The 23,310-nt window shown below is 71.1% G+C and carries 19 protein-coding genes and 1 tRNA gene; 14 read left to right on the plus strand and 6 right to left on the minus strand.

Annotation, left to right across the window (positions count from 1 at the left end; genetic code table 11):
* Positions 1–158: 158 nt before the first annotated feature.
* From J2X60_RS13730 to J2X60_RS13740, 3 genes are all read left to right on the plus strand, one after another.
* A complete protein-coding gene (locus J2X60_RS13730; RefSeq protein ID WP_309888239.1) occupies positions 159–3,152 on the plus strand; it encodes a UPF0182 family protein in 2,994 nt (997 codons plus the stop codon).
* Positions 3,153–3,216: 64 nt separating this feature from the next.
* A tRNA-Met gene (locus tag J2X60_RS13735) sits at positions 3,217–3,293 on the plus strand.
* Between the two features lie 217 nt (positions 3,294–3,510).
* Positions 3,511–4,326: a carbon-nitrogen hydrolase family protein gene (locus J2X60_RS13740; protein WP_070416678.1), complete on the plus strand. Its 816-nt coding sequence runs from the start codon at positions 3,511–3,513 to the stop codon at positions 4,324–4,326.
* Between the two features lie 534 nt (positions 4,327–4,860).
* Here J2X60_RS13740 and J2X60_RS13745 read toward each other — a convergent pair.
* Positions 4,861–6,063 carry an aminotransferase class I/II-fold pyridoxal phosphate-dependent enzyme gene (locus J2X60_RS13745; protein WP_309888243.1) on the minus strand — a complete coding sequence of 401 codons (1,203 nt, stop codon included), beginning with the start codon at positions 6,061–6,063 and terminating at the stop codon, positions 4,861–4,863.
* Between the two features lie 192 nt (positions 6,064–6,255).
* On the opposite strand from J2X60_RS13745, the gene J2X60_RS13750 reads away from it, so the two are divergent.
* The 5 genes from J2X60_RS13750 to J2X60_RS13770 all read left to right on the plus strand — a co-directional run bounded on the left by J2X60_RS13750 (position 6,256) and on the right by J2X60_RS13770 (position 12,576).
* Complete coding sequence (locus J2X60_RS13750; RefSeq protein ID WP_309888245.1) at positions 6,256–8,286, plus strand: trypsin-like peptidase domain-containing protein; 2,031 nt, start codon at positions 6,256–6,258, stop codon at positions 8,284–8,286.
* 238 nt (positions 8,287–8,524) lie between these two features.
* On the plus strand, positions 8,525–9,568 hold the full coding sequence (locus J2X60_RS13755) for a glycosyltransferase family 2 protein (protein WP_309888247.1): 1,044 nt from the start codon (positions 8,525–8,527) through the stop codon (positions 9,566–9,568).
* A 9-nt stretch (positions 9,569–9,577) separates the two neighbouring features.
* Entirely contained in the window at positions 9,578–10,396 is an 819-nt protein-coding gene (locus J2X60_RS13760) for a CDP-alcohol phosphatidyltransferase family protein (protein WP_071294999.1), read from the plus strand.
* Positions 10,393–11,301 carry a glycosyltransferase gene (locus J2X60_RS13765; protein ID WP_309888249.1) on the plus strand — a complete coding sequence of 303 codons (909 nt, stop codon included), beginning with the start codon at positions 10,393–10,395 and terminating at the stop codon, positions 11,299–11,301. Before J2X60_RS13760 ends, J2X60_RS13765 begins: the two co-directional genes overlap by 4 nt.
* Positions 11,302–11,343: 42 nt before the next feature.
* The gene (locus J2X60_RS13770) at positions 11,344–12,576 is read left to right on the plus strand and encodes a CDP-glycerol glycerophosphotransferase family protein (RefSeq protein ID WP_309888251.1); all 1,233 of its coding nucleotides are present in this window, start codon (positions 11,344–11,346) and stop codon (positions 12,574–12,576) included.
* Between the two features lie 46 nt (positions 12,577–12,622).
* On the opposite strand, the gene J2X60_RS13775 is transcribed toward J2X60_RS13770, so the two are convergent.
* From J2X60_RS13775 to J2X60_RS13790, 4 genes are all read right to left on the minus strand, one after another.
* Entirely contained in the window at positions 12,623–12,925 is a 303-nt protein-coding gene (locus tag J2X60_RS13775) for a hypothetical protein (RefSeq protein ID WP_309778929.1), read from the minus strand.
* A gap of 109 nt (positions 12,926–13,034) precedes the next feature.
* Positions 13,035–13,805, minus strand: a complete 771-nt coding sequence (locus J2X60_RS13780) for an ABC transporter ATP-binding protein (RefSeq protein ID WP_070416671.1) — start codon at positions 13,803–13,805, stop codon at positions 13,035–13,037.
* Positions 13,805–14,629: an ABC transporter permease gene (locus tag J2X60_RS13785; protein ID WP_396127802.1), complete on the minus strand. Its 825-nt coding sequence runs from the start codon at positions 14,627–14,629 to the stop codon at positions 13,805–13,807. The genes J2X60_RS13780 and J2X60_RS13785 overlap by 1 nt, the downstream gene beginning before the upstream one ends.
* 44 nt (positions 14,630–14,673) lie before the next feature.
* Complete coding sequence (locus tag J2X60_RS13790) at positions 14,674–15,369, minus strand: NTP transferase domain-containing protein (RefSeq protein WP_070416669.1); 696 nt, start codon at positions 15,367–15,369, stop codon at positions 14,674–14,676.
* 321 nt (positions 15,370–15,690) lie between these two features.
* Here J2X60_RS13790 and J2X60_RS13795 point away from each other — a divergent pair, with 321 nt between their 5' ends.
* The 3 genes from J2X60_RS13795 to J2X60_RS13805 all read left to right on the plus strand — a co-directional run bounded on the left by J2X60_RS13795 (position 15,691) and on the right by J2X60_RS13805 (position 19,018).
* The gene (locus J2X60_RS13795; protein ID WP_309888254.1) at positions 15,691–17,064 is read left to right on the plus strand and encodes an ABC transporter ATP-binding protein; all 1,374 of its coding nucleotides are present in this window, start codon (positions 15,691–15,693) and stop codon (positions 17,062–17,064) included.
* The gene (locus J2X60_RS13800) at positions 17,040–18,611 is read left to right on the plus strand and encodes an ABC transporter permease (protein WP_309888256.1); all 1,572 of its coding nucleotides are present in this window, start codon (positions 17,040–17,042) and stop codon (positions 18,609–18,611) included. Before J2X60_RS13795 ends, J2X60_RS13800 begins: the two co-directional genes overlap by 25 nt.
* 146 nt (positions 18,612–18,757) lie before the next feature.
* On the plus strand, positions 18,758–19,018 hold the full coding sequence (locus J2X60_RS13805) for a DUF3039 domain-containing protein (protein ID WP_092384164.1): 261 nt from the start codon (positions 18,758–18,760) through the stop codon (positions 19,016–19,018).
* A 9-nt stretch (positions 19,019–19,027) separates the two neighbouring features.
* On the opposite strand, the gene J2X60_RS13810 is transcribed toward J2X60_RS13805, so the two are convergent.
* Positions 19,028–20,362 carry a nicotinate phosphoribosyltransferase gene (locus J2X60_RS13810; protein WP_309888258.1) on the minus strand — a complete coding sequence of 445 codons (1,335 nt, stop codon included), beginning with the start codon at positions 20,360–20,362 and terminating at the stop codon, positions 19,028–19,030.
* Between the two features lie 498 nt (positions 20,363–20,860).
* Between J2X60_RS13810 and murI the strand changes: the two genes are divergently transcribed.
* Genes murI through rdgB form a run of 3 tightly spaced genes read left to right on the plus strand, consistent with a single transcriptional unit; the run spans position 20,861 to position 23,030 of the window.
* Positions 20,861–21,706: a glutamate racemase gene (gene murI / locus J2X60_RS13815; RefSeq protein WP_070419170.1), complete on the plus strand. Its 846-nt coding sequence runs from the start codon at positions 20,861–20,863 to the stop codon at positions 21,704–21,706.
* The gene (gene rph, locus J2X60_RS13820; RefSeq protein ID WP_309778933.1) at positions 21,703–22,440 is read left to right on the plus strand and encodes a ribonuclease PH; all 738 of its coding nucleotides are present in this window, start codon (positions 21,703–21,705) and stop codon (positions 22,438–22,440) included. The genes murI and rph overlap by 4 nt, the downstream gene beginning before the upstream one ends.
* Positions 22,437–23,030, plus strand: coding sequence for an RdgB/HAM1 family non-canonical purine NTP pyrophosphatase (gene rdgB / locus J2X60_RS13825; RefSeq protein ID WP_071302032.1), 594 nt, complete (start codon positions 22,437–22,439; stop codon positions 23,028–23,030). The genes rph and rdgB overlap by 4 nt, the downstream gene beginning before the upstream one ends.
* The last annotated feature ends 280 nt before the right edge of the window (positions 23,031–23,310 follow it).

Below are 23,310 nucleotides of genomic sequence, written 5' to 3' on the forward strand. Positions count from 1 at the left end.
ATCCTGAGTCTCCGTACAGTTTCAGGGGTGCTCGCGCCACATAGGATCGATGCACTGACGGCCCGCCGCGCCGGGCCCGCCGGTTCGACACGTCTGGAGCACATCAAGTGACGACAACCTCGTCCACCTCGGGGCGGCGTTCGCCGCGGGTCCCGATCGTGGTCACGATCATCGTGCTGGCCGCACTGGTGATCGCCTTCTTCATCTTCGCGAGCCTGTACACCGACTACGCGTGGTTCGCGCAGCTCGGCTTCCAGCAGGTCCTGACCACGCGGTGGATCGCCGGGACCCTGATGTTCCTCGCCGGGTTCCTCGGGATGGCGGTGCCCGTCTACGCGAGCATCGCGATCGCGTTCCGGTTCCGGCCGGTCTACGCGAAGCTCAACTCCCAGCTCGACCGCTACCAGCAGGTCATCGAGCCGCTGCGCCGTGCCGTCATGATCGGGATCCCGGTCGTGCTCGGCATCTTCGCCGGGCTGTCGACCGCCGGCCGGTGGAGCATGGTGCTCGAGTACTTCAACCGGACGCCGTTCGGCAAGACCGACCCGCAGTTCGGGCTCGACATCGGCTTCTACGTGTTCGAACTGCCGTTCTGGCGCGCGATCGTGGCGTACTCGTCGGCCGTGGTGCTCATCGCCGGGCTGGCCGCGCTCGCCGCGTGCTACCTGTACGGCGCGATGCGCTTCGGCGGCCGCGAGGTCCGGATCTCGAAGGCCGCGCGCATCCAGCTCGCGATCACCGCCGCCGTCTACGTCGCGCTGCAGGCCGTGAGCCTCTGGCTCGACCAGTACGCCGCGCTGACGAAGTCGAACTCGCTCATCACCGGTGCGCAGTACACCGAGGTGAACGCCGTCATCCCGGGTCGCGAGATCATGGCGGGCATCGCCGCGATCGTGGCGATCCTCTTCATCGTGACCGCGGTCATCGGCCGCTGGCGCATCTCGATCGTCGGCACCGGGCTGCTGCTCGTCGCGGCGATCGTCATCGGCGGCATCTACCCCTGGATCGTCCAGCGCCTGCAGGTCAAGCCCTCGGAGCGGACGTTCGAGTCCGCGTACATCGAGCGGAACATCAAGGCGACCCGTGACGCCTACGGTGTCGCGGGCGTCCAGGAGCAGAACTACGACGCAACGACCGAGGCGAGCTCCGGCGCCCTCGCGCAGGACGCGCAGACGACGGCGAACATCCGCCTGATCGACCCGAAGATCGTCTCGGACACCTTCAGCCAGCTGCAGCAGTACCGGCAGTACTACCAGTTCCCCAAGGAGCTCGACGTCGACCGCTACGACGTCAAGGGCGAGACCGAGGACACCGTCATCGCGGTGCGCGACATCGACCTCGACGGCCTCAGCGCGCAGGCGAACACCCCGTACAACCGTGCCTTCGTCTACACGCACGGCTACGGCGTGACGGCGGCGTACGGCAACCAGCGCGCCAGCGACGGCAAGCCGGTGTTCCTCGAGTCGGGGATCCCGTCCAACGGTGCCCTCGGCGACTTCCAGCAGCGCGTGTACTTCGGTGAGACCTCGCCGGCGTACTCGATCGTCGGTGCGCCGAAGGGCTCGAAGAACGTCGAGCTCGACTACCCGTCCGGCTCGGACGAGAACGACGACAGCGGCGGCAACGCCACGACGACGTACGCCGGCGACGGCGGCCCGAGCATCGGCAACTTCTTCAACCGGCTCGTCTACGCCGCGAAGTTCCAGTCCGAGCAGATCCTGCTGTCGAACGCCGTGAACCAGGACTCGCAGATCCTCTACGACCGCGACCCGATCACCCGCGTGCAGAAGGTCGCGCCGTACCTGACCCTCGACAACGACGCGTACCCGGCGATCGTCGACCACCGCATCCAGTGGGTCGTCGACGGCTACACGACGAGCGACGCGTACCCGTACTCGCAGAGCCAGAGCCTCTCCGACACGATCGCGGGTGCCGAGAGCTCGGCGTACCGGACCGACCAGGTCAACTACATCCGGAACTCGGTGAAGGCCACGGTCGACGCGTACACGGGCAAGGTGACGCTCTACGCCTGGGACACCAAGGACCCGGTGCTCAAGACGTGGCAGAAGATCTTCCCGACGGCGACGAAGCCCGTGTCGGGCATGAGCGCGGAGCTGCTCGACCACGTGCGGTACCCGACCGACCTGTTCAAGGTGCAGCGGTCGATCCTCGGCACCTACCACGTCACGAACGCGAACTCGTTCTACTCGGGTGACGACGCCTGGAACGTGCCGCAGGAACCGACCTCGGGGACGAACGACACCGACACCTCGGACGCGTCGACCACGACCAACTCGGGCACGAACGCGCTCGGGGCGACCACCACGACGACGGCCAAGGGCAACCTGCAGGACCCGTACTACCTCACGATGAAGGTGCCGGGGCAGGGGACCGCGTACACGCTGTACACGACCTACATCCCGCAGCAGTCGGCCGGGGCGAACAACCGGAACGTGCTGACCGGGTACCTCGCCGTGGACTCCGATGCCGGAGGCGCGGGGAAGGGCAAGAAGGGGTCCGGCTACGGCAAGCTCACGCTGTTGACGATGCCGAAGACGGACAACATCCCCGGGCCCGGACAGGTGCAGAGTCTCTTCAACGGTGACTCGACCGTCTCGCAGGAGCTGAACATCCTCAAGCGCGGGAACTCGACCGTGAAGCAGGGCAACCTGCTCACGCTCCCGGTGGGTGGCGGCTTCCTCTACGTGCAGCCCGTGTACGTGCAGTCGACGTCGAGCGGCTCGTACCCGCTGCTGCAGAAGGTGCTCGTGGCGTTCGGCGACAAGATCGCGTTCGAGGACACCCTCGACGAGGCGCTCAACAGCCTCTTCGGTGGCGACTCGGGTGCGTCGGCCGGTGACTCCGGTGCGTCGGGCGGCTCGAGCGACTCGGGTGCGTCGGCGGGTTCGGACTCCGGCTCGGGCTCTGAGTCCGGTTCGGGTTCGTCGGACTCCGGTTCGTCGTCGGGCTCCGGCTCGGGCTCGGGCACGGTCGACAACGCGGCGCTGCAGAAGGCCCTGAACGACGCCAAGCAGGCGCTGCAGGACCGTCAGGACGCCTACGCGGAGAACGACCTGGTCGCCGCCGCCGAGGCCGACCAGCGACTGCAGGACGCGATCCAGGCCGCCACCGAGGCCGAGGGTTCGAACTAGACACACCGTGGCGGGGCACTCGATTTGTGCCCCGCCACGGCCCCGTGTAGGCTGTTCAACGTGCCGCGGGGTGGAGCAGTTCGGTAGCTCGCTGGGCTCATAACCCAGAGGTCGTAGGTTCAAATCCTGCCCCCGCAACCAAGCGTCACAGAGAAGGCCCCGGTCCAATCGGACCGGGGCCTTCTTCGCGTGCGCGTGCTGGCCGGCGTGTGGGGTGTCGGTGGGTGCGTGTGCGGTGCCGGTGGGCGCGTGTGCGGGTGGGCGGCGCCGAGTCTCGGCCGGGCGGACAGTTTCGCGCCCGCACTGCGCGAGGAACGTCCGCGGAGCCGAGTCTCGGGCCGCCCGGTACGCTCGGCGGATGGGCACCCTCACCGTCGCCGCGGCGCAGTTCGCACCCGTGGACGACCCCGTCGCGAACCTCGAGACCGTCCGCGGCGCGGCAGTCGACGCCGCCGCCCGACACGCCGACCTCCTCGTCACGCCGGAGTACACCTCGTACTTCACCGCCGAGATCGACGACCGGTTCGTGGCCGCCGCCCAACCGTTGGGCGGTCCGTTCGTCACCGGTCTGCAGGCCGTCGCCCGCGAGGTCGGCATCGCCCTCATCGTCGGCGTCGCCGAAGCCGCTGACGTCCCGGACCGCTTCCGGAACACCCTCGTCGCGGTCCTGCCCGACGGGTCTATCGCTGCGACGTACCGGAAGGTGCACCTCTACGACGCGTTCGGCTCGAAGGAGTCGGACCACATCGAGTCCGGCGACCCCGAACAGCTGCCGGTGTTCGAGCTCGGCGGGCTGCGCGTCGGCCTCGAGACCTGCTACGACCTGCGGTTCCCCGAGGTCACCCGGCGCCTGGCCGCACCCGAACACGGCGCCGCCGACGTCGTGGTCCTGCCCGCCGAGTGGGTCCGTGGCCCCGGCAAGGAGCACCACTGGAGGACGCTGCTCACCGCCCGTGCCATCGAGAACACCGTGTGGGTGGTCGGGGTGGGACAGACGCCGCCGGTCGGCATCGGAGGCTCGGTCGTCCTCGACCCCTCGGGCGTCGCGGTCGCCGCTGCCGGGGCGGTCCCGGGGATGCTCGTCGCGGGGATCGACACCGCCGTGACGGACGCCGTGCGCCGCACGAATCCGTCGCTGGCGCTCCGCCGCTACGAGGTCACGCCCCGCCCCTGACCCGCGCGACGGGGCGCGGGGGAGGCGTACATGTGTGCGCCCCGTCGAGCGGACGAAATGCGTTGCTCTGGAGGCACGAGCGGATCCCATTCCGCCCACTCGCAGTGGCGCTGGTGCCGAGCGGGCGAAATGCGCCGCTCGGCAGCGGCGACCGGGTACTTATTCACCCGCTCGCGGTGGGCGCGGTCGCGCCCGTGCCGAGCGGGCGAAATGCGTGGGCCTGGAGGCGCGGGCCGGGTTGATACCGCCCGCTCGCGGTGGGGCGCGGGGGAGGCGTACGTGTGTGCGCCCCGCCGAGCGGGCGAAATGCGTTGCTCTGGAGGCACGAGCGGATCCCATTCCGCCCACTCGCAGTGGCGCGGGTGCCGAGCGGGCGAAATGCGCCGCTCGGCAGGCGCGGGCGGGCACATATTCGCCCGCTCGCGGTGGCGCTCGTGCCGAGCGGGCGAAATGCAAGGGCCTGGAGGCGCGGGTCGGGTTGATACCGCCCACTCGCGGTGGCGGGCGGGTACGGTCCGCCCGCCCGCGGGGGAGTCAGCCGCGCAGGGCGAGACCGGCGAGCCGAGCGGCGGCGTCCTCGAGCACCGAGCGCCGCTTGCAGAAGGCGAACCGCACGAGTGACCGGTAGCCGTCGGCGTGATCGGATCGGACGAACGCCGAGACCGGTACACCGACCACCCCGGCGAGCTCGGGGAGCTGCAGGCAGAACGCCCGGGCGTCCTCGTACCCGAGCGCAGCCGTGTCGGCGATGACGAAGTACCCACCGTCCGGGCGCATCACCTCGAAGCCGGCCGCTCGGAGTCCCGCGGCGAGCAGGTCGTGCTTGGCGGACAGCTCGGCGGCGATGCCGGCGAACACACTGTCCGGCAGTCGGAGCCCGGTCGCCACGGCGGGCTGGAAGGGCGCGCCGTTCACGAAGGTCAGGAACTGCTTCACGGTGGTGATCGCGTCGACGAGCGCCGGCGCCGCCGTGAGCCAGCCGATCTTCCAGCCGGTGGTGCTGAAGGTCTTCCCAGCGCTCGAGATGGTCACGGTGCGATCGGCGGCACCGGGCAGGGTGGCGATCGGGACGTGCGGGACGTCGAAGGTCAGGTGCTCGTACACCTCGTCGGTGACGATCACGGCGTCGTACTTCGTGGCCAGTTCGACGATCGTGGTGAGCACCTCCGTCGGGAGGACACGGCCGGTCGGGTTGTGCGGGGTGTTCACGAGCACCGCACGGGTCCGGTCGGAGAACGCGGCGCGGAGGGCGTCCTCGTCCGGGAGGAAGTCGGGCGCCCGCAACGGCACCGTCACGTGGGTCCCGCCGGCGAGACCGATGAGCGCGCCGTACGCGTCGTAGAACGGTTCGAAGGTGATGACCTCGTCGCCCGGCTCCACCAGGGCGAGGAGTGTCGCGGCGAGGGCCTCGGTCGCGCCGGCGGTGACGAGCACCTGGCGGTCGGGATCGACCTCGAGGCCGTACCACCGGGCCTGGTGCTCGCTGATGGCCGCTCGGAGGTCCGGGGTCCCGCGTCCGGGCGGGTACTGGTTGACGCCGTCGCGGATGGCTGCGACCGCTGCCTCGAGGACCTCGGCGGGACCGTCCTCGTCCGGGAAGCCCTGCCCGAGGTTGACCGCGCCCGTGGCCGCCGCGAGCGCACTCATCTCGGCGAACACCGTCGGCGCGGGGACGCCGTCCGGGCCGAGGAGCATCGCTCCTTCTGCTGCTCGCAACCAGGGTCCTGCGTGGCGCATGTGGTTCCCTCCGAGGTGTCGACCGCACTCGCGGCGCTGAACGGACCCCAACCTAGCGGCCGGGCCGCGGGCATCTCGGGAACGGCCGCACAGCCCACGCATAAGATCGCCATAGGTCGCTTGCAGCGTCACCAGGAGCACCGCTCAGGTGGGTGCGACAGACTGCACGAGCTTGAAAGGAGCACGTCCAGCATGACCGACACCACGCCCAACGGGCAGGGCGACGACATCCGTCCGGACGACGCGGCCGCGAAGGCCGCATCCGAGGACGCTTCGCCGAACGACTCCGAGCACTTCGACCACGCGTTCCGCGACGACGCTCCGAGCAGCGATGCTCCGACGAGCGACCGTTCTCCGCACGACGGCTCCGCGGACCACACCGACGTGATCGCTCCCGCGAGCGACCCCGATGTCATCGCGGCCTCGAACGACCACCCGACCGACCGGTACACGGCGCCGTACCCGACGCTGTCCCAGCACGACTCCGACGCCGGTCAGACGAGCCGGGCGAGCCAGTACGGTCAGGCGAGCCAGTACGGCCAGCCGGACCAGAACGGCCAGGCGAGCCAGTACGGCCAGACGAGCCAGTACGGCCAGGCGCCGGCCGGGTACGGCGCGCACGGCACCCCGTACGGCACCGACCACGCCCAGCAGTCCCAGTACGGCCAGCCGCAGTACGGCCAGGACCAGCAGCAGTACGGCCAGTCCCAGTACGGCCAGCCGCAGTACGGGCAGCAGTACGGCCAGTCGCAGTACGGACAGCAGGCGCAGTACGGCCAGCAGCCCCGCTACGGCGAGTACGCCCAGCCGACCTCGGCGCCGGCATCGGCCTCCGAATACGCCGGAGCCCCGTCCGCCCAGGCCCCCACGAGCGCGTTCGGCGACGTCGACGGCTCGAACCAGCGCAACGGCCACTACTTCGACACCGGAGCCGCCGGGGCCGCCGGGGCCGCCGGAGCAGCAGGCGCAGCCGGAGCAGGCGTCGGAGCAGCAGCCCCCGGCCGCCGCACCGGCACCGGCCGTGGTCGACTCGCCCTCCCGATCATCGCCGGCGTCGTCATCGCGGGCCTCGTCGGCGGCGGCGCCGGCTGGCTCGCCGCGTCCAACACGCAGCACGGCAGCAACGTCGTCGGGTCGTCGAGCGCGCAGGGCGGCGGCAACCTCACCGTCAACGACTACAACAACGCCACGGTCGTCACCGCGGTGGCCGCGCAGGCGACCCCCTCGGTGGTCACGATCAACGTCTCGTCGAGCAGCGAGGCCGGCACCGGTTCCGGCGTCGTCTTCAGCAAGGACGGCTACATCGTCACCAACACCCACGTGGTGACGCTCGACGGCGACAGCTCCAACGGCACGATCACCGTGACGACCTCGGACGGCAAGATCTACCCGGCGAAGCTCGTCGGCACGGACCCGACGGTCGACCTCGCGGTCATCAAGATCGACGCGACCGACATGAAGCCGATCAGCTTCGCGGACTCCTCCGACCTCAACGTCGGCGACACCGCAGTTGCCATCGGTGCGCCGCTCGGCCTGTCGAACACGGTGACGGACGGCATCGTCTCGACCCTGAGCCGCAGCATCCAGGTCACCTCGAGCGCTCCCACCGAGGGCGGCGACTCGAACGAGGGCGGGAACGGCTCGAGCGGCGGTCCGTTCGACTTCTGGGGCAACGGCGGCAACGGCAGCAACTCGTCGACGAACAGCACCGTGTCGCTCCCGGTCATCCAGACCGATGCGTCGATCAACCCCGGCAACTCGGGTGGTGCGCTGCTCGACTCCAAGGGCAAGCTCATCGGCATCAACGTGGCCATCGCGAGCGCGGGCAGCTCGTCCGACTCGTCGTCGAGCCAGTCCGGCAGCATCGGCGTCGGCTTCTCGATCCCGTCGAACCTCGTCAAGCGGGTCGCGAACGAGATCAAGGACAACGGCTCCGCCACGCACGGGCTGCTCGGTGCGACCGTGGGCGACGCCGCCGAGGACGCGAACGCCACGCAGATGGGCGGCCTCATCAAGTCGGTGTCGTCCGGTGGCGCGGCGGCCAAGGCCGGACTGCAGAAGGGCGACGTCGTCACGAAGATCGGCTCGGCGACGGTGTCCGACGCGACCGACCTCACGGCGCAGGTGCGGTACTTCGCCGGTGGCGCGAAGACCACGATCACCTTCATCCGCGGCGGTCAGACGCGCGAGGCGGACGTCACGCTCGGCACCTACAAGGGCTGACGCGACCAGCGACGGACGGGAGGCGCGGTGCCAGGTGGCACCGTCCCTCCCGTCTCGGCCGTCACGACGCTCCGCAGGCTCCGCGTCGCGCCGGTACCGGCCGGGTGGGGCCCACCTCCCGTCCGTGTGCCGGTCGCCCCGACGACCCGCGGCGACTTGATAGGCTCAGGGTCGCTCTTGCGGGGCGGCACCGTCCGCGGTGCGTCCCGTGCACCCAGGTGAGGACCCCGAGGTACCGATGCAGACAGACGGACAGCCCCTGCCGGGCGTCTCGTACGTGATGCCCGTCCTCAACGAGGTCACCGAGGTCCGGGCAGCCGTCCAGAGTCTGCTCGAGCAGGACTACTCCGGTCCGTTCGAGGTCATCCTCGCCCTCGGCCCGTCGATCGACGGCACGAACGAACTCGTCGCCGAGATGAGCGCGGCCGACCCCCGGATCCGCGCGATCGAGAACCCGGCCGGCTCGACGCCTGCCGGGCTGAACGTGGCGATCCGCGCGTCCGTGCACCCCGTCGTGGTCCGTGTCGACGCGCACTCGGTGCTGCCGCAGGACTACACGCGGATCGCCGTGCGCGTGCTGCAGGAGTCGGGCGCGGACAACGTCGGCGGGATCATGCGCGCCGAGGGGCGGACCCCGTTCGAACGCGCCGTGGCGCTCGCGTACGGCAGCCGCGTCGGGCTCGGTGGCACGCCGCACCACGTCGGCGGCCAGGCCGGTCCGGCCGAGACGGCGTACCTCGGCGTGTTCCGGCGTGAGCGACTGTTCGCGGTCGGGCTGTTCGACGAGGGCATCAAGCGCGGCCAGGACTGGGAGCTCAACCGGCGGCTCCGGCAGACCGGTGGCACGGTGTGGTTCACCCCGGAGCTCGTCGTCACGTACCGCCCGCGGCCGAGCCTGAAGCGTCTGGTCCGGCAGTTCGTCGCCACGGGGCTGTGGCGCGGCGAGCTCGCCCGCCGGTTCCCCGCCAACAACGGGCTGCGCTACTTCGTGCCTCCGGCCATGGTCGCCGCGATGGCGCTCGGCATCGTCGCCGGCATCGTCGGGATCATCGGTGCCGCACTCGGCACCGGGGCGGCGTGGGCGCTGCTCGGCTTCGTGGTGCCCGCCGTCTACATCGTCTTCGTCGTGCTGGGGGCCGTCGCGGTCGCCCGGCGGTCGGGGCTGCCGACGCTCCTCTGGCTCGTCGTGGTGCTGCCGTGCATCCACGTCGGGTGGGGACTCGGCTTCATCATCGGCTTCCTGACCCGGACGTCCGAGCTGACCACGCACACGGGACGGTGACCTGACCTCTTGACCGATGACACGACCGGCCGCGGGAACGCCCGCCCCACCTCGATCGCCGAACTCCGTGCCGTCGCCCAACCGGACGAGGTCCGTTCGCGGGCGAACGCCGAGCACTGGACGGCGTCGCTGTACCTGCGGGACGTCTCGCCGTACCTGACGTGGGTGCTGCTGAAGACCCGCGTGACGGCGAACCAGGTGACCGGCCTGATGATCCTCGTCGGGTGGAGCGTCGCGGCCGCCCTGCTCATCCCGGGCATCTGGGGCGCGGCGCTCGCGCTCGTGCTCGGGCAGCTGCAGATGCTCGTCGACTGCTGCGACGGCGAGGTCGCCCGGTGGCGGGGGACCCGCTCGCCCGCCGGCGTGTTCCTCGACAAGGTCGGGCACTACACGACCGAGGGACTCATCCCCATCGCACTCGGCGTCCGTGCGGCCACGTGGCCCATCCACGGCGCGGACTGGATGTGGACCACGATCGGCTGCGCGCTGGGACTCGTGATCGTCCTCAACAAGGCGCTCAACGACATGGTGCACGTCGCACGGGCGAACGCCGGGCTCGACAAGCTCGTCGACCGTCGCGACGCCGGCACCGCCCCGTCCGGACGACGGCTCGCCACGCTTCGCCGCGCCGCCCGGTTCCTGCCGTTCCACCGCCTGTACCACTCGGTCGAGCTGAGCATCCTCGCGTTCGTCTTCGCGCTACTGGCGCTCGTGATCGGTCATCCCCTGGCCGACCGGATCCTGGTGGGCGCGCTCCTGCCACTGGCAGTGCTGGCGACGTTCGGGCACTTCGTCGCGATCATCTCGTCGAAGCGGGTCCGCGGGTGACGCCGGGCACGCTCCGTCGTCACGCGGTCCCGCACCGCGAGCGGCCCCGTGTCGCCGTGGTGAGCCTGTCGCAGGGGACCCGCCCGGACGACCTGCGTCGTGGACTCGAGAGCGTGCTCGCGCAGCAGGACGTCGACCTCGACGTGGTGTGCGTCGGCAACGGCTGGGAGCCGACCGGTCTGCCCGAGGGCGTCCGCGCGCTGGCCCTGCCCGAGAACGTGGGCATCCCCGCCGGGCGGAACGCCGGGGCCGAGGTGGTCGACGGCGACTACGTGTTCTTCCTCGACGACGACGCCTCGGTGCCGTCGCAGACGTTCCTGCGCGACGCGATCGGCCTGTTCGAGCGCGATCCGTCGCTCGGTCTCGTGCAACCCCGGGTCGTCGACCCCACCGGCGCTGCGAACCCGACGCGCTGGATCCCGCGGATCCGCAAGGGCGAGCCCGATCACTCATCGCCGGTGTTCTCGGTGTGGGAAGGAGCGGTCGTCCTGCCGATGGACGTGTACCGCGCGACCGGCGGCTGGGGAGCGGAGTACTTCTACGCGCACGAGGGCATCGAGCTCGCGTGGCGCGTGTGGGATGCCGGCCGACGGACCTGGTACGCCGGGGACCTCGTCACGTACCACCCCGCGATCGACCCGGCACGCCACACCGAGTACTACCGGCTGAACGCTCGGAACCGGGTCTGGCTGGCTCGGCGCAACCTGCCGGCGGTGCTCCGACCGGTGTACGTCGGGTCGTGGGCGGCCATCCAGGTCGCTCGCTGGTGGCGACACCCGCAGCGGCTCGCCACCTGGTTCGGTGGCGTCCGCGAAGGCTGGCGGAGCGACTGCGGCCCCGTGCAGGTGATGGGCTGGCTCACGATCGGCCGCATGACGCTCGCCGGCCGTCCGCCCGTCGTCTGACCCGCCCGCACCGAACCGTCCCCGGACCCAGGAAGAGAGACCATGCCGATCATCAGCGACGCGCGCACGGCCCTGCGGCTCGCCGACCGCCTGCTCAAGTCGCGCCGCAGCCGTCGTGACCTCGCACGCCGACTGCCGTCGGTGGCGGCCCCTGCTCCGGGCACCGTGGAGATCGCCGTCTACTTCGCCGACGGCCCCGTGAACATGTACCAGGTGCGGCAGTGGTACGCCCCCCTCGCCGAACTCGCGGCGACCCACCCGGTCGCGATCATCGCGCGGAGCCCCGGCACCATGCTCACCCTGCTCGACGAGTCCCCGGTGCCCGTGGTCTACGCGCGCCAGGTCGTCGACCTCGAGCAGTTCGTCGAGGAGCAGGCCCCGAAGATCGTCTTCTACGTCAACCAAAACGCCCGCAACTTCCAGATGATGCGGTACGGGCGCATGTGGCACGTGTTCGTGAACCACGGCGAGAGCGACAAGATGTACATGACGACGAACCAGTTCAAGGCGTACGACTACGCCCTGATCGCAGGTGACGCCGCTCGTGGACGGCTGTCGGACGCCCTGTGGGACTACGACCTGGATGCCCGGACGATCTCGATCGGTCGCCCGCAGGCCGACCACTTCGTCGGCGCCGCGCCGTACCCGGCCGACGACCGCACGGTCGTGCTCTACGCGCCGACGTGGGAGGGGGACCGCGCAGCGGCCGCGTACGGGTCGATCGCGAGCCACGGCACCACGATCGCCGAACGGGTGCTCGCGTCGCCGACGCACCGGCTCGTCTACCGGCCGCACCCTCGCAGCGGTGTGCGCGACGCCGCGTACAAGGCGGCGCACGAGCGGATCGTCGCTGCCATCGCGAGCGCCAACGCCGCCGACCCGGGCGCCCACCACGTGTACGACGACGGTGCCGGGCTGGGGTGGCAGCTCGCCGGAGCGGACGTGGCGATCACGGACATCAGCGCGATGATCTACGACCGGCTGGCCGTGGGCAAGCCGCTCATCGTGACCCGGCCGGTCTCGCCCGAGGCGGACGTCGACGAGCGCGGGTACCTGAGCGACGCCAACTGGTTGACGGCGTCCGATGCGCAGGACGTCGTCGCGCGGGTCGACGCCGCGGCGAACGACGCCGCCGAGCTCGCGAAGCTGCAGCACTGGGTCGAGCGGTACTTCGGCGACACGACGCCGGGTGCGGCGACGAAGCGGCTGCACGACGCGGTCGAACGGCTGCTCGCCCGCTGGCAGACCGTCGCGGCGGCGCGCGGCGAGGACTGAGGGACCGACCCGGACCCACCGGTCGGCGGTGGCACGACGAGGACGGTCAGGCAGCACGGGCGTCACCCACGAGGGACATCCGCCAGAGGTACTCGGAGCGGTCCGGTCGACGCCAGCGGACGATCACCACGCCCGTGTCGTCGGTGGCGGCGCCGAACACGGCGATCGAGAGCGACCGACCCGGTTCGAGCCGGTGCACGGCGAGCGGCGGGCAGTAGCCGGTGCCGAGGTGGGTGAGCGTGATGCCGTCGACGGGTTCGTCGCCGGTGTTCAGCAGGTCGTAGCGGCGCGGGGCACGGGAACGGTCGATCGAGAACGGGACGGGGTAGGCCGGTGTCGGGTGGTGCATGCCGTCACCGTAGGGTGAGGGTCTGACGTCCGGCGGCCGGTTCGGCTCGGGGGAGTGGCGGCTGTGGAGAGCGGCCCTGGGGACCCTGGTTGTGGACGGGGATCGGTGGTCAGACGGCGTAGTCGGACGAGTACCGCTGCAGTGCTTCCTCGATCGTGCCGTCGAGCTGCAGGCGACCCTTGTCGAGGTACAGCCCACGCTCGCAGAAGCGGCGGAGGTCCTTGTCGCTGTGCGAGACGAAGAACAGCGTGCGGCCACCGGCGAGGAGCTCCTCGATCCGCTTGTAGCACTTCTCGCGGAACCCCTTGTCGCCGACCGCCAGGACCTCGTCCACCAGGATCACCGGTTCGTCGAGGCGCGAGATGACCGCGAACGCGATGCGCACCTTCATGCCGCTCGACAGGTGCTTGTACGGGGTGTCGACGAAGTCGCCGATCTCGGCGAACTCGATGATCTCGTCGAAGGCGTCGCGGATCTCGGCCCGGGACATGCCGTGCAGTCCCGCCGTGAGGTAGACGTTGTCGCGGACCGAGAGGTCTCCGACGAAGCCACCGGTGATCTCGATCAGGGGTGCGACCCCGGCGCCGACGTGGATGCGTCCCTCGTCGGGGAGCATGACCTGGGCCACGAGCTTCAGCAGCGTCGACTTGCCCTGACCGTTGCGGCCGACGACCCCGATCGCCTCACCCGGGCGGACGTCGAACGACACACCCCGGAGCGCCCAGAACTCGTCCGCGCGCTTGCGGCGGTTGCTGCCGGCGAAGAGGTCCTTGAAGCTCCGGCTCGCCCGGCGGTTGCGCTTGAACCGGATGCCGGCGTCGCGGACCGAGATCACGGGGGCGACCGTCGCGCTGCGGCTGGTCTGCTCGGTGGCGGTCATCACAGCTCCTTCAGGACGCGGTGCTCGCTGCGGCGGAACACGACGAGTCCGATCGCGAGGACGACGACGGTGACGACGACGGACACCCCGACCTCGAACCAGTTCAGCTGCGACGGGAAGAACGCCGCGCGGTAGATGCCGAAGATGCCGCTGAGCGGGTTGAAGGCCGCGAGGTCGTGCAGCTTGTCGGGCAGTGCCGACGTGCCGTAGATGATCGGCGATGCGTAGAAGAGGAACCGGAGCACGAGCTTCACCGCACGCTCGAGGTCACGGAAGAAGACCACGAGCGGCGCGACGATCAGGCCGAGCCCGTACACGAGCGCGCACTGCAGCACGATCGCGAGCGGGTAGAGCGCGATCTCCCAGTGCCAGTGCGCCCCCGTCGCGATCGCGAACACGGCGAGCACCGGCAGGCTGAGGAGGAACTCGATGCCCTTCGACGCCGTGACCCGGGCGACCCAGATGCTGCGCGGGATCGTCGTCGACCGGATGAGCTTGGTCTCCTTGATGAACGCCCGCGTGGAGTCCGAGACGGCACCGGTGAACCACATCCACGGCAGCAGCGCCGACAGCAGGAACACGATGTACGGCTCTTCGCCGACCGACCCGCGGTGGAACACCTGCGTGAAGACGAACCAGTAGATCGCCGACATCACGAGCGGGTCGAGGATCGACCAGAAGTAGCCGAGCGCCGAGGTCGAGTAGCGGACGCGGAGGTCTCGGATCGTCAGCAGCCAGAGGGCATGACGATAGCGCCGACCGGCGCTCCGGGACGCCGCTGGTGCGGCAGCCGCGGGCACGGTCGGCGCACTCGCTGTGGTCACGGTTTCCCTTCGGGCGGAACCGCCGAGGGGGTCCTGACGCTGGTTCAGGCGAACAGGTTGTTCGCGCGCTCGAGGTCCTCGGCGAAGTCGATCTCGACCGCGTAGAGGTCGGAGATGTCGATCGGGCTCCAGAGTAGCCCGTCCTCGGCGATGGCAGCCTCGATGCCGCCCTCGAAGTACTCCTGGTCGTCGACGCGACCGAGCTGGCGGATGAGCGCCTGCTTGTCCTTCGAGGACACGTAGTTGATGCCGACGGCTTCGCCGAGGCCACCGACGACCTGCTTCGACAGCTTGTGGATGAAGCCCTCGGCGTCGACGGTGTACTTGACCTCTTCGTCGGAGACCTTGTCGGTGTTGACGCTGACGAACGAGCGGTCCTCGTCGATCATGTCGGCCGCACGCACCAGGGCACGAGGGTCGAAGACGACGTCGCCGTTCATCCAGAGCACGCCGCCCTTGCCCGTCGCCTTGAGGGCGCGGAGCAGGCTCTTCGAGGTGTTCGTGGAGTCGTAGGACTCGTTGTAGACGAAGTTCGCCTCGGGGAAGGCCTCGACGATGTACTCCGACTTGTAGCCGACGACGATGGTGACGCGTGCGCTCGAACCGAACGCCGCACGGATGTTGTCGAACTGCTGCTGCATGATGGTGCGGCCGTCGCTCAGTTCGGTCAGCGGCTTCGGCAGGCTGCGCCCGAGGCGGCTGCCCATCCCCGCTGCGAGGATGACGATCTGCGTGGTCATGCTGGTCCCTTCTGGTGTCCGCCCGCGCGCCCTGGGGCACGGGCGGGCCTCGTCGAGTGTGCTCCCGGAAGATCCGATCTGCCCGGGAAGACCGCCGTCTCTGCGCGCATTCGCAGGGAGGGATCGTCACGGGGACACCGGCCGGGGCAGGTTTCCAAGTGGTGAACACTTCGTCGTGCCTCGGTGAATGATACGGAACGACTCTCCGCCGGGGTACGGTCTCGGCCGCTTCGTGCTCAATTCGTGACACAGCGCGGGAGATTCGGGACCCTGCGCCCGAGGCGTCCCCCGCTGTCCGGTGAGCGTTGGTACGGTGGGGCGGTGGCCGCAGCAGCAGGGGACGACGACGACGTGTACGCCACGTCGGACGCTGCCTGGCTGACCGAGGAAGCGGACGCCGACACCGAGGCCGAAGCGGCCGCCGACGGCGACGATGACACCTCGGGCGACGCTGCCACCGAGGACGACGACGCCACTGCGGCGGGAGACGCCGCTGACGACGACATGGGGGACGGGGATGCACACGACGCCTCCGCTGAGGACACGATGACCGACGACACGACGGCCACCGAGACGACGGAGACGGAGACGGGGGCGGACCGCGTCGCCGCGCAGGCGGTGGCGCCGACGACCACCGGTCGCCGCCCCGCGAAGGCGCGCGGCGGCAAGGGACGTGCCACCCGCCCGACGCAGACGGCGGGGACGACCGGCACCGTGCCTCCTGGACCGCGCGACGGGGCGGATGAGACGGACGCGACCGATGAGACGGACGCGCCCGCCGGCACGGACGCGACCGACCGCGCGACCCCGACCGACCGCGCGACCCCGACGGACACCGCAACCGGAACGGACACCGCGGCGCCCGACACCAAGTCCGCGAAGAAGCGCCCGAGCGGCACGAAGCGCCCCGCGCCCACGGCCAAGCAGCCCCAGCAGCCCGTCGTCCTCCGTGCCGACGGCCTCGTGAAGCGCTACGGCCAGACCCTCGCCGTCGACGAGGTCGACCTCGAGATCCGTCAGGGCTCGATCTTCGGCGTCGTCGGCCCGAACGGCGCCGGCAAGACGACCACCCTGTCGATGGTCACCGGACTCCTGCGCCCCGACGCCGGCAGCGTGACCGTGCTCGACCACGACGTGTGGGCCGACCCGACAGCCGCCAAGCGGGACCTCGGCGTGCTGCCGGACCGGCTCCGGCTGTTCGACCGGCTGACCGGCGCGCAGCTGCTGTACTACTCGGCGACCCTCCGCGGGCTCGACGGTGCCACCGCGCGCAAGCGCAGCAGTGACCTGGCCGAGGCGTTCGGTCTCGGCGAGGCGCTCGGCCGTCAGGTCGCCGACTACTCCGTGGGCATGGCGAAGAAGATCGCCCTCGCGGCGACGCTCATCCACTCGCCCCGGGTGCTCGTGCTCGACGAACCGTTCGAGTCCGTCGACCCGGTGAGCGCAGCGACCATCACCGAGATCCTCCGTCGCTACACGCGCGGGGGCGGCACGGTGGTGCTCTCCAGCCACTCCATGGAGCTCGTGCAGCGCACGTGTGACTCCGTCGCCATCATCGTCGGCGGCAAGGTCCTCGCCTCCGGCACGATGGCGCAGGTCCGCGGGCGCAAGAGCCTCGAGGACAAGTTCGTCGAGCTCGCGGGCGGCCGCGTCGTGGCAGAGAGCATGGAATGGTTGCACAGCTTCTCCGGCTGAGGGCGGACCTGCTCGCGGGCGAGGTCCGCGGGAGCGCCCGCCGCTCGGTCCTCGTCGTGCTCGGCAGCCTCGCGGGACTCGTCGCCGCGGTGCTCGTGGCGATCGAGGTCGTCGGGCTCCGTGACGCCGCACCCGAGGTCGCACGTTCGGTCGTCGTCCCGGTCGGCACGCTCATCGCCTTCGCGTTCACGGTCGTCCCGCTCGTCGTCGGGCGCGGCGACCAGTTCGATCCGCGGCGCTTCACCGTGTTCGGCATCGGCCGACGCGACCTGGCGGTCGGGCTCGGCGTCGCCGGACTCATCGGGGTCCCGGTCGTCGCGGTCGCCGTCGTGGTCGTCGCGCAGTCGGTCGCGTGGATGCGCGGTGCGGGTGTCGGCGTCCTCGGCGTCGTCGCCGCCCTCCTCGCCATCGCCACGTGCGCCCTGCTCATCCGCGTCGGCAGCGCCGTCGGAGCGTCCCTGATCGGTCCGCACCGGTCGCGGGACGCCGGCTGGCTGGTCGCGCTGGTCATCGTCGTGCTGGCGATCCCGGCCGTGTCGCTCCTGCTCCGCGTCGACTGGCTCGACCCGGCCGGCGCCGAGATGCAGCGCGTCGCCGACATCGCCGGGTGGACGCCGTGGGGCGCCGCCTGGGCCGTCCCGGCCGACGTCGCGAGCGGCCGTGTGGGCGAGGGCATCGTCAAGCTCGTCATCGCGGTGGTCGTCGTGGCCCTGCTCGGCGTCGCCTGGTGGGCCGTGGTCGGCCGGGCGCTCGAGACCGTCGACGGCCGTGCGCGGACCCGTCGGTACCGGGGCCTCGGATGGTTCGACACGCTCGGCTCCACGCCCGTCGGCGCGGTGGCGGCACGGGCCCTCACCTACTGGGGACGCGACCCGCGGTACCGCGCGTCCTACCTGATCATCGTGTTCGTCCCGCTCGTCGTCATCCCGCTCGGGGTGGCCGGCGTGCCGTGGCACTGGACCGCCCTGGTGCCGCTGCCGCTGATGGCGCTCATCGCGGGCTTCCTGCCGCACAACGACGTCTCGTACGACAACACCGCGGTGTGGCTGCACGTCGCCTCGGGAGCCCCGGGCTGGAGCGACCGACTCGGTCGCCTCGTGCCGGTGCTCACCGTGGGCATCCCCGCACTCGTCGCCGGCTCGTGGGTCTCCGCGTGGCTGTTCGGCGACTGGACGGCCTTCCCGCTGCTGGTCGGCGTGAGCACGAGTGCGCTCCTGTCCGGCCTCGGGCTGTCGAGCGTCGTGTCCGTCCTGCTGCCGTACCCGACCGTCCGACCGGGCGACCACCCCTTCCAGCAGCCGCAGGCCGCCGGCGTCCTCGCCTCGGTCGCGCAGTCGTCGATGGTGGTCGGGATCCTGGTCTGCTCCGTCCCCGCGGCGTGGCTCGCGGTGCTCGCCTTCGTCGACGGCCCAGAGCCGTGGGGAGTCCTGACCCTCGTCGTCGGGGTCCTGGTCGGCGTGGTCGTGCTGGTGGCGGGCGTCGCGATCGGCGGTCGCCTCTTCGACCGCCACGGGCCGGACCTGCTGGCCGCAGCGCAGCGCAACTGAGCCGGGTCGCTCCCCGGGGTGACCACCTGACGGCTTGGAGGCGCGGGTCGACCCCGCCCCGCGCCTCCAGGCCGTCACGGGTCGGCCACGCCCCCCGCGCGTCGCGGACCGTCGCGGCGCGCGCCCGGTCGTCGTACCCTGGACGCATGAGCATGACGGAACCCGGTGGCGGCCTCGACGTGATGGACCGCGAGCTCGAGAAGCTCCTCGAGGAAGAGGCGATCGAGCCCGGCGACCACGAGCGTTTCTCGCACTACGTCAAGAAGGACAAGATCCTGCAGTCGGCCCTGACCGGCAAGCCCGTCAAGGCGCTGTGCGGGAAGAAGTGGATCCCCGGGCGCGACCCCGAGAAGTTCCCGGTCTGCCCCGACTGCAAGGCGATCTACGAGAAGATGAAGGCGGAGTGACGCCGACGCTCAGATGACGAGCGTGGGGATGGCCGGGTCGCCCCGACCGATGCGTGACGCGTCGGCGGGCAGCTCGGCCTTCGCCATCTTGTGGTGCGCGCGGGCAGCTTCGACGCCCTGCACGCCGAGGAACGCCGGGTCCACCACGCCGTTCGTCACCACGGGGACGAGCAGCGGGCGCTCGTCCGGCCCGACCTGACCCGTGGTCAGCACGACCTCGGCGGTGGCGATGCCGTTCCGGAGGCGGCGGCCCGCCTGCTTGCGTCCGCCGACGGTGGCCTTCTCGGCCGACTTCTTCGCGACCGGGACCCAGCCGTCGTCGTTCGTACCGCCGTCGGCTGTGTCGCGGTGGCCCGCGTCGCGGTGGCTCGCGTCGCGGTGTGCGACGAGCTTGAAGACCATGCCCGCGGCCGGGTGGCCCGATCCGGAGACCACCGAGGTCCCGACGCCGTAGGAGTCGACCGGCGCCGCGCGGAGTGCCGCGATCGTGTACTCGTCGAGGTCGTTCGTGACCGTGATCTTCGTGTCGGTCGCCCCGAGCCGGTCGAGCTGTGCGCGGACCGACGCCACGACGGACGGCAGGTCGCCGCTGTCGATGCGGACCGCGCCGAGCTTGCCGTCGGTGAGCCGGACCGCGGTGTCGACCGCGGCCTCGATGTCGTAGGTGTCGACGAGCAGCGTCGTGCCGGTCCCGAGGGCGTCGATCTGCGACCGGAAGGCGTCCTCCTCCGAGTCGTGGAGGAGCGTGAACGCGTGCGCCGCGGTGCCCATCGTCGGGATGCCCCAGGTGCGCCCGGCCTCGAGGTTGCTCGTCGCCCCGAAGCCCGCGATGTACGCGGCCCGGGCGGCGGCGACGGCGTTCCACTCGCCGGTGCGCCGGGAGCCCATCTCGGCGAGCGGACGACCGTCGGCAGCGGAGACCATGCGTGCGGCGGCGCTCGCGATCGCACTGTCGGCGTTGAAGATGCTCAGCGCGAGGGTCTCGAGCACGACGGCCTCGGCGAAGGTGCCCTCGATCTGGAGGACGGGGGAGTTCGGGAAGAAGACCTCGCCCTCGCGGTAGGCCCGGATGTCCCCGGTGAACCGGTAGTCGGCGAGGTACGAGGCCGTCCCGGCATCGATGACGCCGCGGTCGCGCAGGAACGCGATCTCGTCGTCGCCGAACCGGAAGTCCGTCAGCGCGGTCAGGAACCGGCCGAGGCCCGCGGCGACACCGTAGCGGCGTCCGTCCGGCAGGCGGCGGGCGAAGACCTCGAACACGCACCGGCGGTCGGCCGTGCCGTCCTTGAGGGCCGCGTCGACCATGGTGAGTTCGTACTGGTCCGTGAGGAGCGCGCTGGTCACCTCTCCGACACTAGTGTCGCCCGGGCTCGGAGGTACGGATCCGCCGGCCGGCGCGCGCGAGCGGGCGGTACGTGCCGGGTCGGCGCGGCGGGCGGTGCGTGTTCCGCCCGCTCGCGGGTGGGGGTGGCCGCCTGGAGGCGCGGGGCGGCCTGGCGGGGTCGGCTCGCGCCTCCCGGGCGGGACGTGGACGCGAGCGGGCGGATTCCGTCGTGTGCGCGCGGCGAGGGGTGCGTATTTCGCCCGCCCGCGGGGCGGGCGGACCCGCGCGGTCGCGAGCGGGCGGTATGTGCTGCGTCGGTGCGGCGAGCGGTGCGTGTTTCGCCCGCTCGCGGGTTAGGTGGCCGCCTGGAGGCGCGGGGCGGCCTGGCGGGGTCGGCTCGCGCCTCCTGGGCGGGCCGTGGACGCGAGCGGGCGGTACCTGCCGTGTCGGCGCGGCGAGCGGTGCGTGTTCGCCCGCTCGCGGGGCGGGCGGGCCCGCACGCTCGGTACGCTGGTGTCGTGACGGATGCACCGATCGGAGTCTTCGACAGCGGGGTGGGCGGACTCACGGTGGCCCGCGCCATCATCGACCAGCTGCCACGCGAGAGCATCCGGTACGTGGGCGACACCGTGCACTCGCCGTACGGCCCGAAGCCCATCGCGGACGTCCGTCGCTACGCGCTCGAGGTGATGGACGACCTCGTCGAACAGGGTGTGAAGGCCCTCGTGATCGCGTGCAACACCGCTTCGTCCGCGGTGCTCCGGGACGCCCGCGAACGGTACGAGCAGGCGTACGGCATCCCCGTCGTCGAGGTCATCCAGCCCGCTGCACGCGCCGCCGTCAAGCAGACCCGCACCGGACGCATCGGCGTGATCGGCACGGTCGGCACCATCGCGTCGCGCTCGTACGAGGACGCCTTCGCGGTCGCGTCGGACATCAGTCTGAGCCTCGCGGCATGCCCGCGCTTCGTCGAGTTCGTCGAGGCGGGGGACACCTCCTCCCCAGCGCTCCGCGAGGTCGCTGCGGGCTACCTCGCACCGATCCGCGCAGCCGACGTCGACACGCTCGTCCTCGGGTGCACCCACTACCCGCTCATGTCCGCCGCGATCCAGTACGTGATGGGTCCGGACGTGACGCTCGTCTCCAGCGCCGAGGAGACCGCCAACGACGTGTACCGACGACTCGTCGAGCACGGACTCGAACGCACTGCCACCGAGCCGCCGACCTACTCGTTCGAAGCGACCGGCGACGACAAGAACGGCTTCATCCGACTCGCCCGACGCTTCCTCGGCCCCGAGGTCTCCAGCGTCGGCCACCTCCAGACCGGGGCCATCACGCTGCCCCGCATCGAAAGGACCCCATGAGCGACACGCTTCGCATCGACGGCCGCACCGCGACCGACCACCGTCCCGTCACGATCGAGCGGGGGTGGAGCACGCAGGCCGAGGGCAGCGCGCTCATCTCGTTCGGCAACACCAAGGTGCTCTGCACCGCGTCCTTCACGAACGGCGTCCCGCGGTGGCTCGCCGGCAAGGGCACCGGCTGGGTCACCGCCGAGTACTCGATGCTGCCCCGCTCGACGAACGAGCGCATGCAGCGTGAGTCGATCAAGGGCAAGGTCGGCGGGCGCACGCACGAGATCTCCCGCCTGATCGGCCGATCGCTCCGCGCGGTCGTCGACACGAAGGGTCTCGGCGAGAACACGCTCGTCATCGACTGCGACGTGCTCCAGGCCGACGGCGGCACCCGCACGGCGTCGATCACCGGCGCGTACGTCGCGATGGTGGACGCGATCGAGTGGGGGCGCGACCGCGGGTTCGTGGCGAAGAAGGCGACCCCGCTGCTCGACAGCGTGCAGGCCATCTCCGTCGGGATCGTCAAGGGCGAGCCGATGCTCGACCTCGCGTACACCGAGGACTCCGCCGCCGACACCGACATGAACATCGTCACGACCGGCTCGGGCAAGTTCATCGAGGTGCAGGGGACCGCCGAGCACGCACCCTTCGACCGCGACGAGCTCAACGTGCTGCTGGACCTCGGGCTCGCGGGCAACCAGTCCCTCGCGGCGATCCAGAAGTCCGTGCTGGGGCTCGCGTGACCTCCCGCACGGTGGTCCTGGCGACGCACAACAAGGGCAAGGTCGTCGAGCTGCGCGAGATCCTCGGGTCGGCGCTGGGCGACGGCGTCGAGCTCGTCGGGTACGACGGCCCGGAGCCCGTCGAGGACGGGGACACCTACGCCGCGAACGCCCTCATCAAGGCCCGGGCGGCGGTCGCGCACACGGGGCTCCCGGCGCTCGCCGACGACTCGGGCATCGCGGTGGACGCGTTGGACGGTGCTCCCGGCATCCACTCGGCGCGGTACGCCGGCACGCGGGTCGACGCGGACAACATCGCGCTGCTGCTGCGGAACCTCGACGGGGTCGTCGAGCGCACGGCGGCGTTCGTGTGCGCCGCGGCGTTCGTCACGCCGGACGGCACCGAGCACGTGGTCGAGGCGGTCTGGAACGGCGAGGTCACGACCGAGCCCATCGGCGACGGTGGGCACGGGTACGACCCGGTCTTCCGGCCGGACGACGCCGATCGGACGTCGGCGGAGCTGACGCGCGAGGAGAAGAACGCGCTGTCGCACCGGAGCAAGGCGTTCCGTGGGATCGCGCCGGTGGTGCGGGAGTACTTCGGCGTCTGACGCGCGGCTGAGCGTCTGCACGCGGCTGCGCGTCCGCACAACCAAAGACAACCCGAGCCACGTCGCGACGTGGCTCGGGTTGTCTTTGGTTGTGCGAGGGCCCGGCGCCGCCGCGGGCCCGCGGCGAGCGGGCGGAACGTGCGGCGAGCGGGCGGAATGTGCGGCGCGGGGGCGCCGAGCGGGGCGTATTTTGCCCGTTCGGCCGAGGGGCGGCGGCTGGGCGCGGCGGGCGTGCGGCGAGCGGGCGGAATGTGCCGCCGGAAGCCGCCGAGGGGGACGT

It is taken from the genome of Curtobacterium sp. 320 (assembly GCF_031455235.1).
Classification (GTDB): domain Bacteria; phylum Actinomycetota; class Actinomycetes; order Actinomycetales; family Microbacteriaceae; genus Curtobacterium.

Bases quoted from the DNA above. Each gene is read 5' to 3' on its own strand.
- J2X60_RS13740 (WP_070416678.1), top strand. From the start codon at position 3,511: ATGGGCACCCTCACCGTCGCCGCGGCGCAGTTCGCACCCGTGGACGAC.
- J2X60_RS13745 (WP_309888243.1), bottom strand. From the start codon at position 6,063: ATGCGCCACGCAGGACCCTGGTTGCGAGCAGCAGAAGGAGCGATGCTC.
- J2X60_RS13750 (WP_309888245.1), top strand. From the start codon at position 6,256: ATGACCGACACCACGCCCAACGGGCAGGGCGACGACATCCGTCCGGAC.
- J2X60_RS13755 (WP_309888247.1), top strand. From the start codon at position 8,525: ATGCAGACAGACGGACAGCCCCTGCCGGGCGTCTCGTACGTGATGCCC.
- J2X60_RS13770 (WP_309888251.1), top strand. From the start codon at position 11,344: ATGCCGATCATCAGCGACGCGCGCACGGCCCTGCGGCTCGCCGACCGC.
- J2X60_RS13775 (WP_309778929.1), bottom strand. From the start codon at position 12,925: ATGCACCACCCGACACCGGCCTACCCCGTCCCGTTCTCGATCGACCGT.
- J2X60_RS13780 (WP_070416671.1), bottom strand. From the start codon at position 13,805: ATGACCGCCACCGAGCAGACCAGCCGCAGCGCGACGGTCGCCCCCGTG.
- J2X60_RS13790 (WP_070416669.1), bottom strand. From the start codon at position 15,369: ATGACCACGCAGATCGTCATCCTCGCAGCGGGGATGGGCAGCCGCCTC.
- J2X60_RS13800 (WP_309888256.1), top strand. From the start codon at position 17,040: ATGGTTGCACAGCTTCTCCGGCTGAGGGCGGACCTGCTCGCGGGCGAG.
- J2X60_RS13805 (WP_092384164.1), top strand. From the start codon at position 18,758: ATGAGCATGACGGAACCCGGTGGCGGCCTCGACGTGATGGACCGCGAG.
- rph (WP_309778933.1), top strand. From the start codon at position 21,703: ATGAGCGACACGCTTCGCATCGACGGCCGCACCGCGACCGACCACCGT.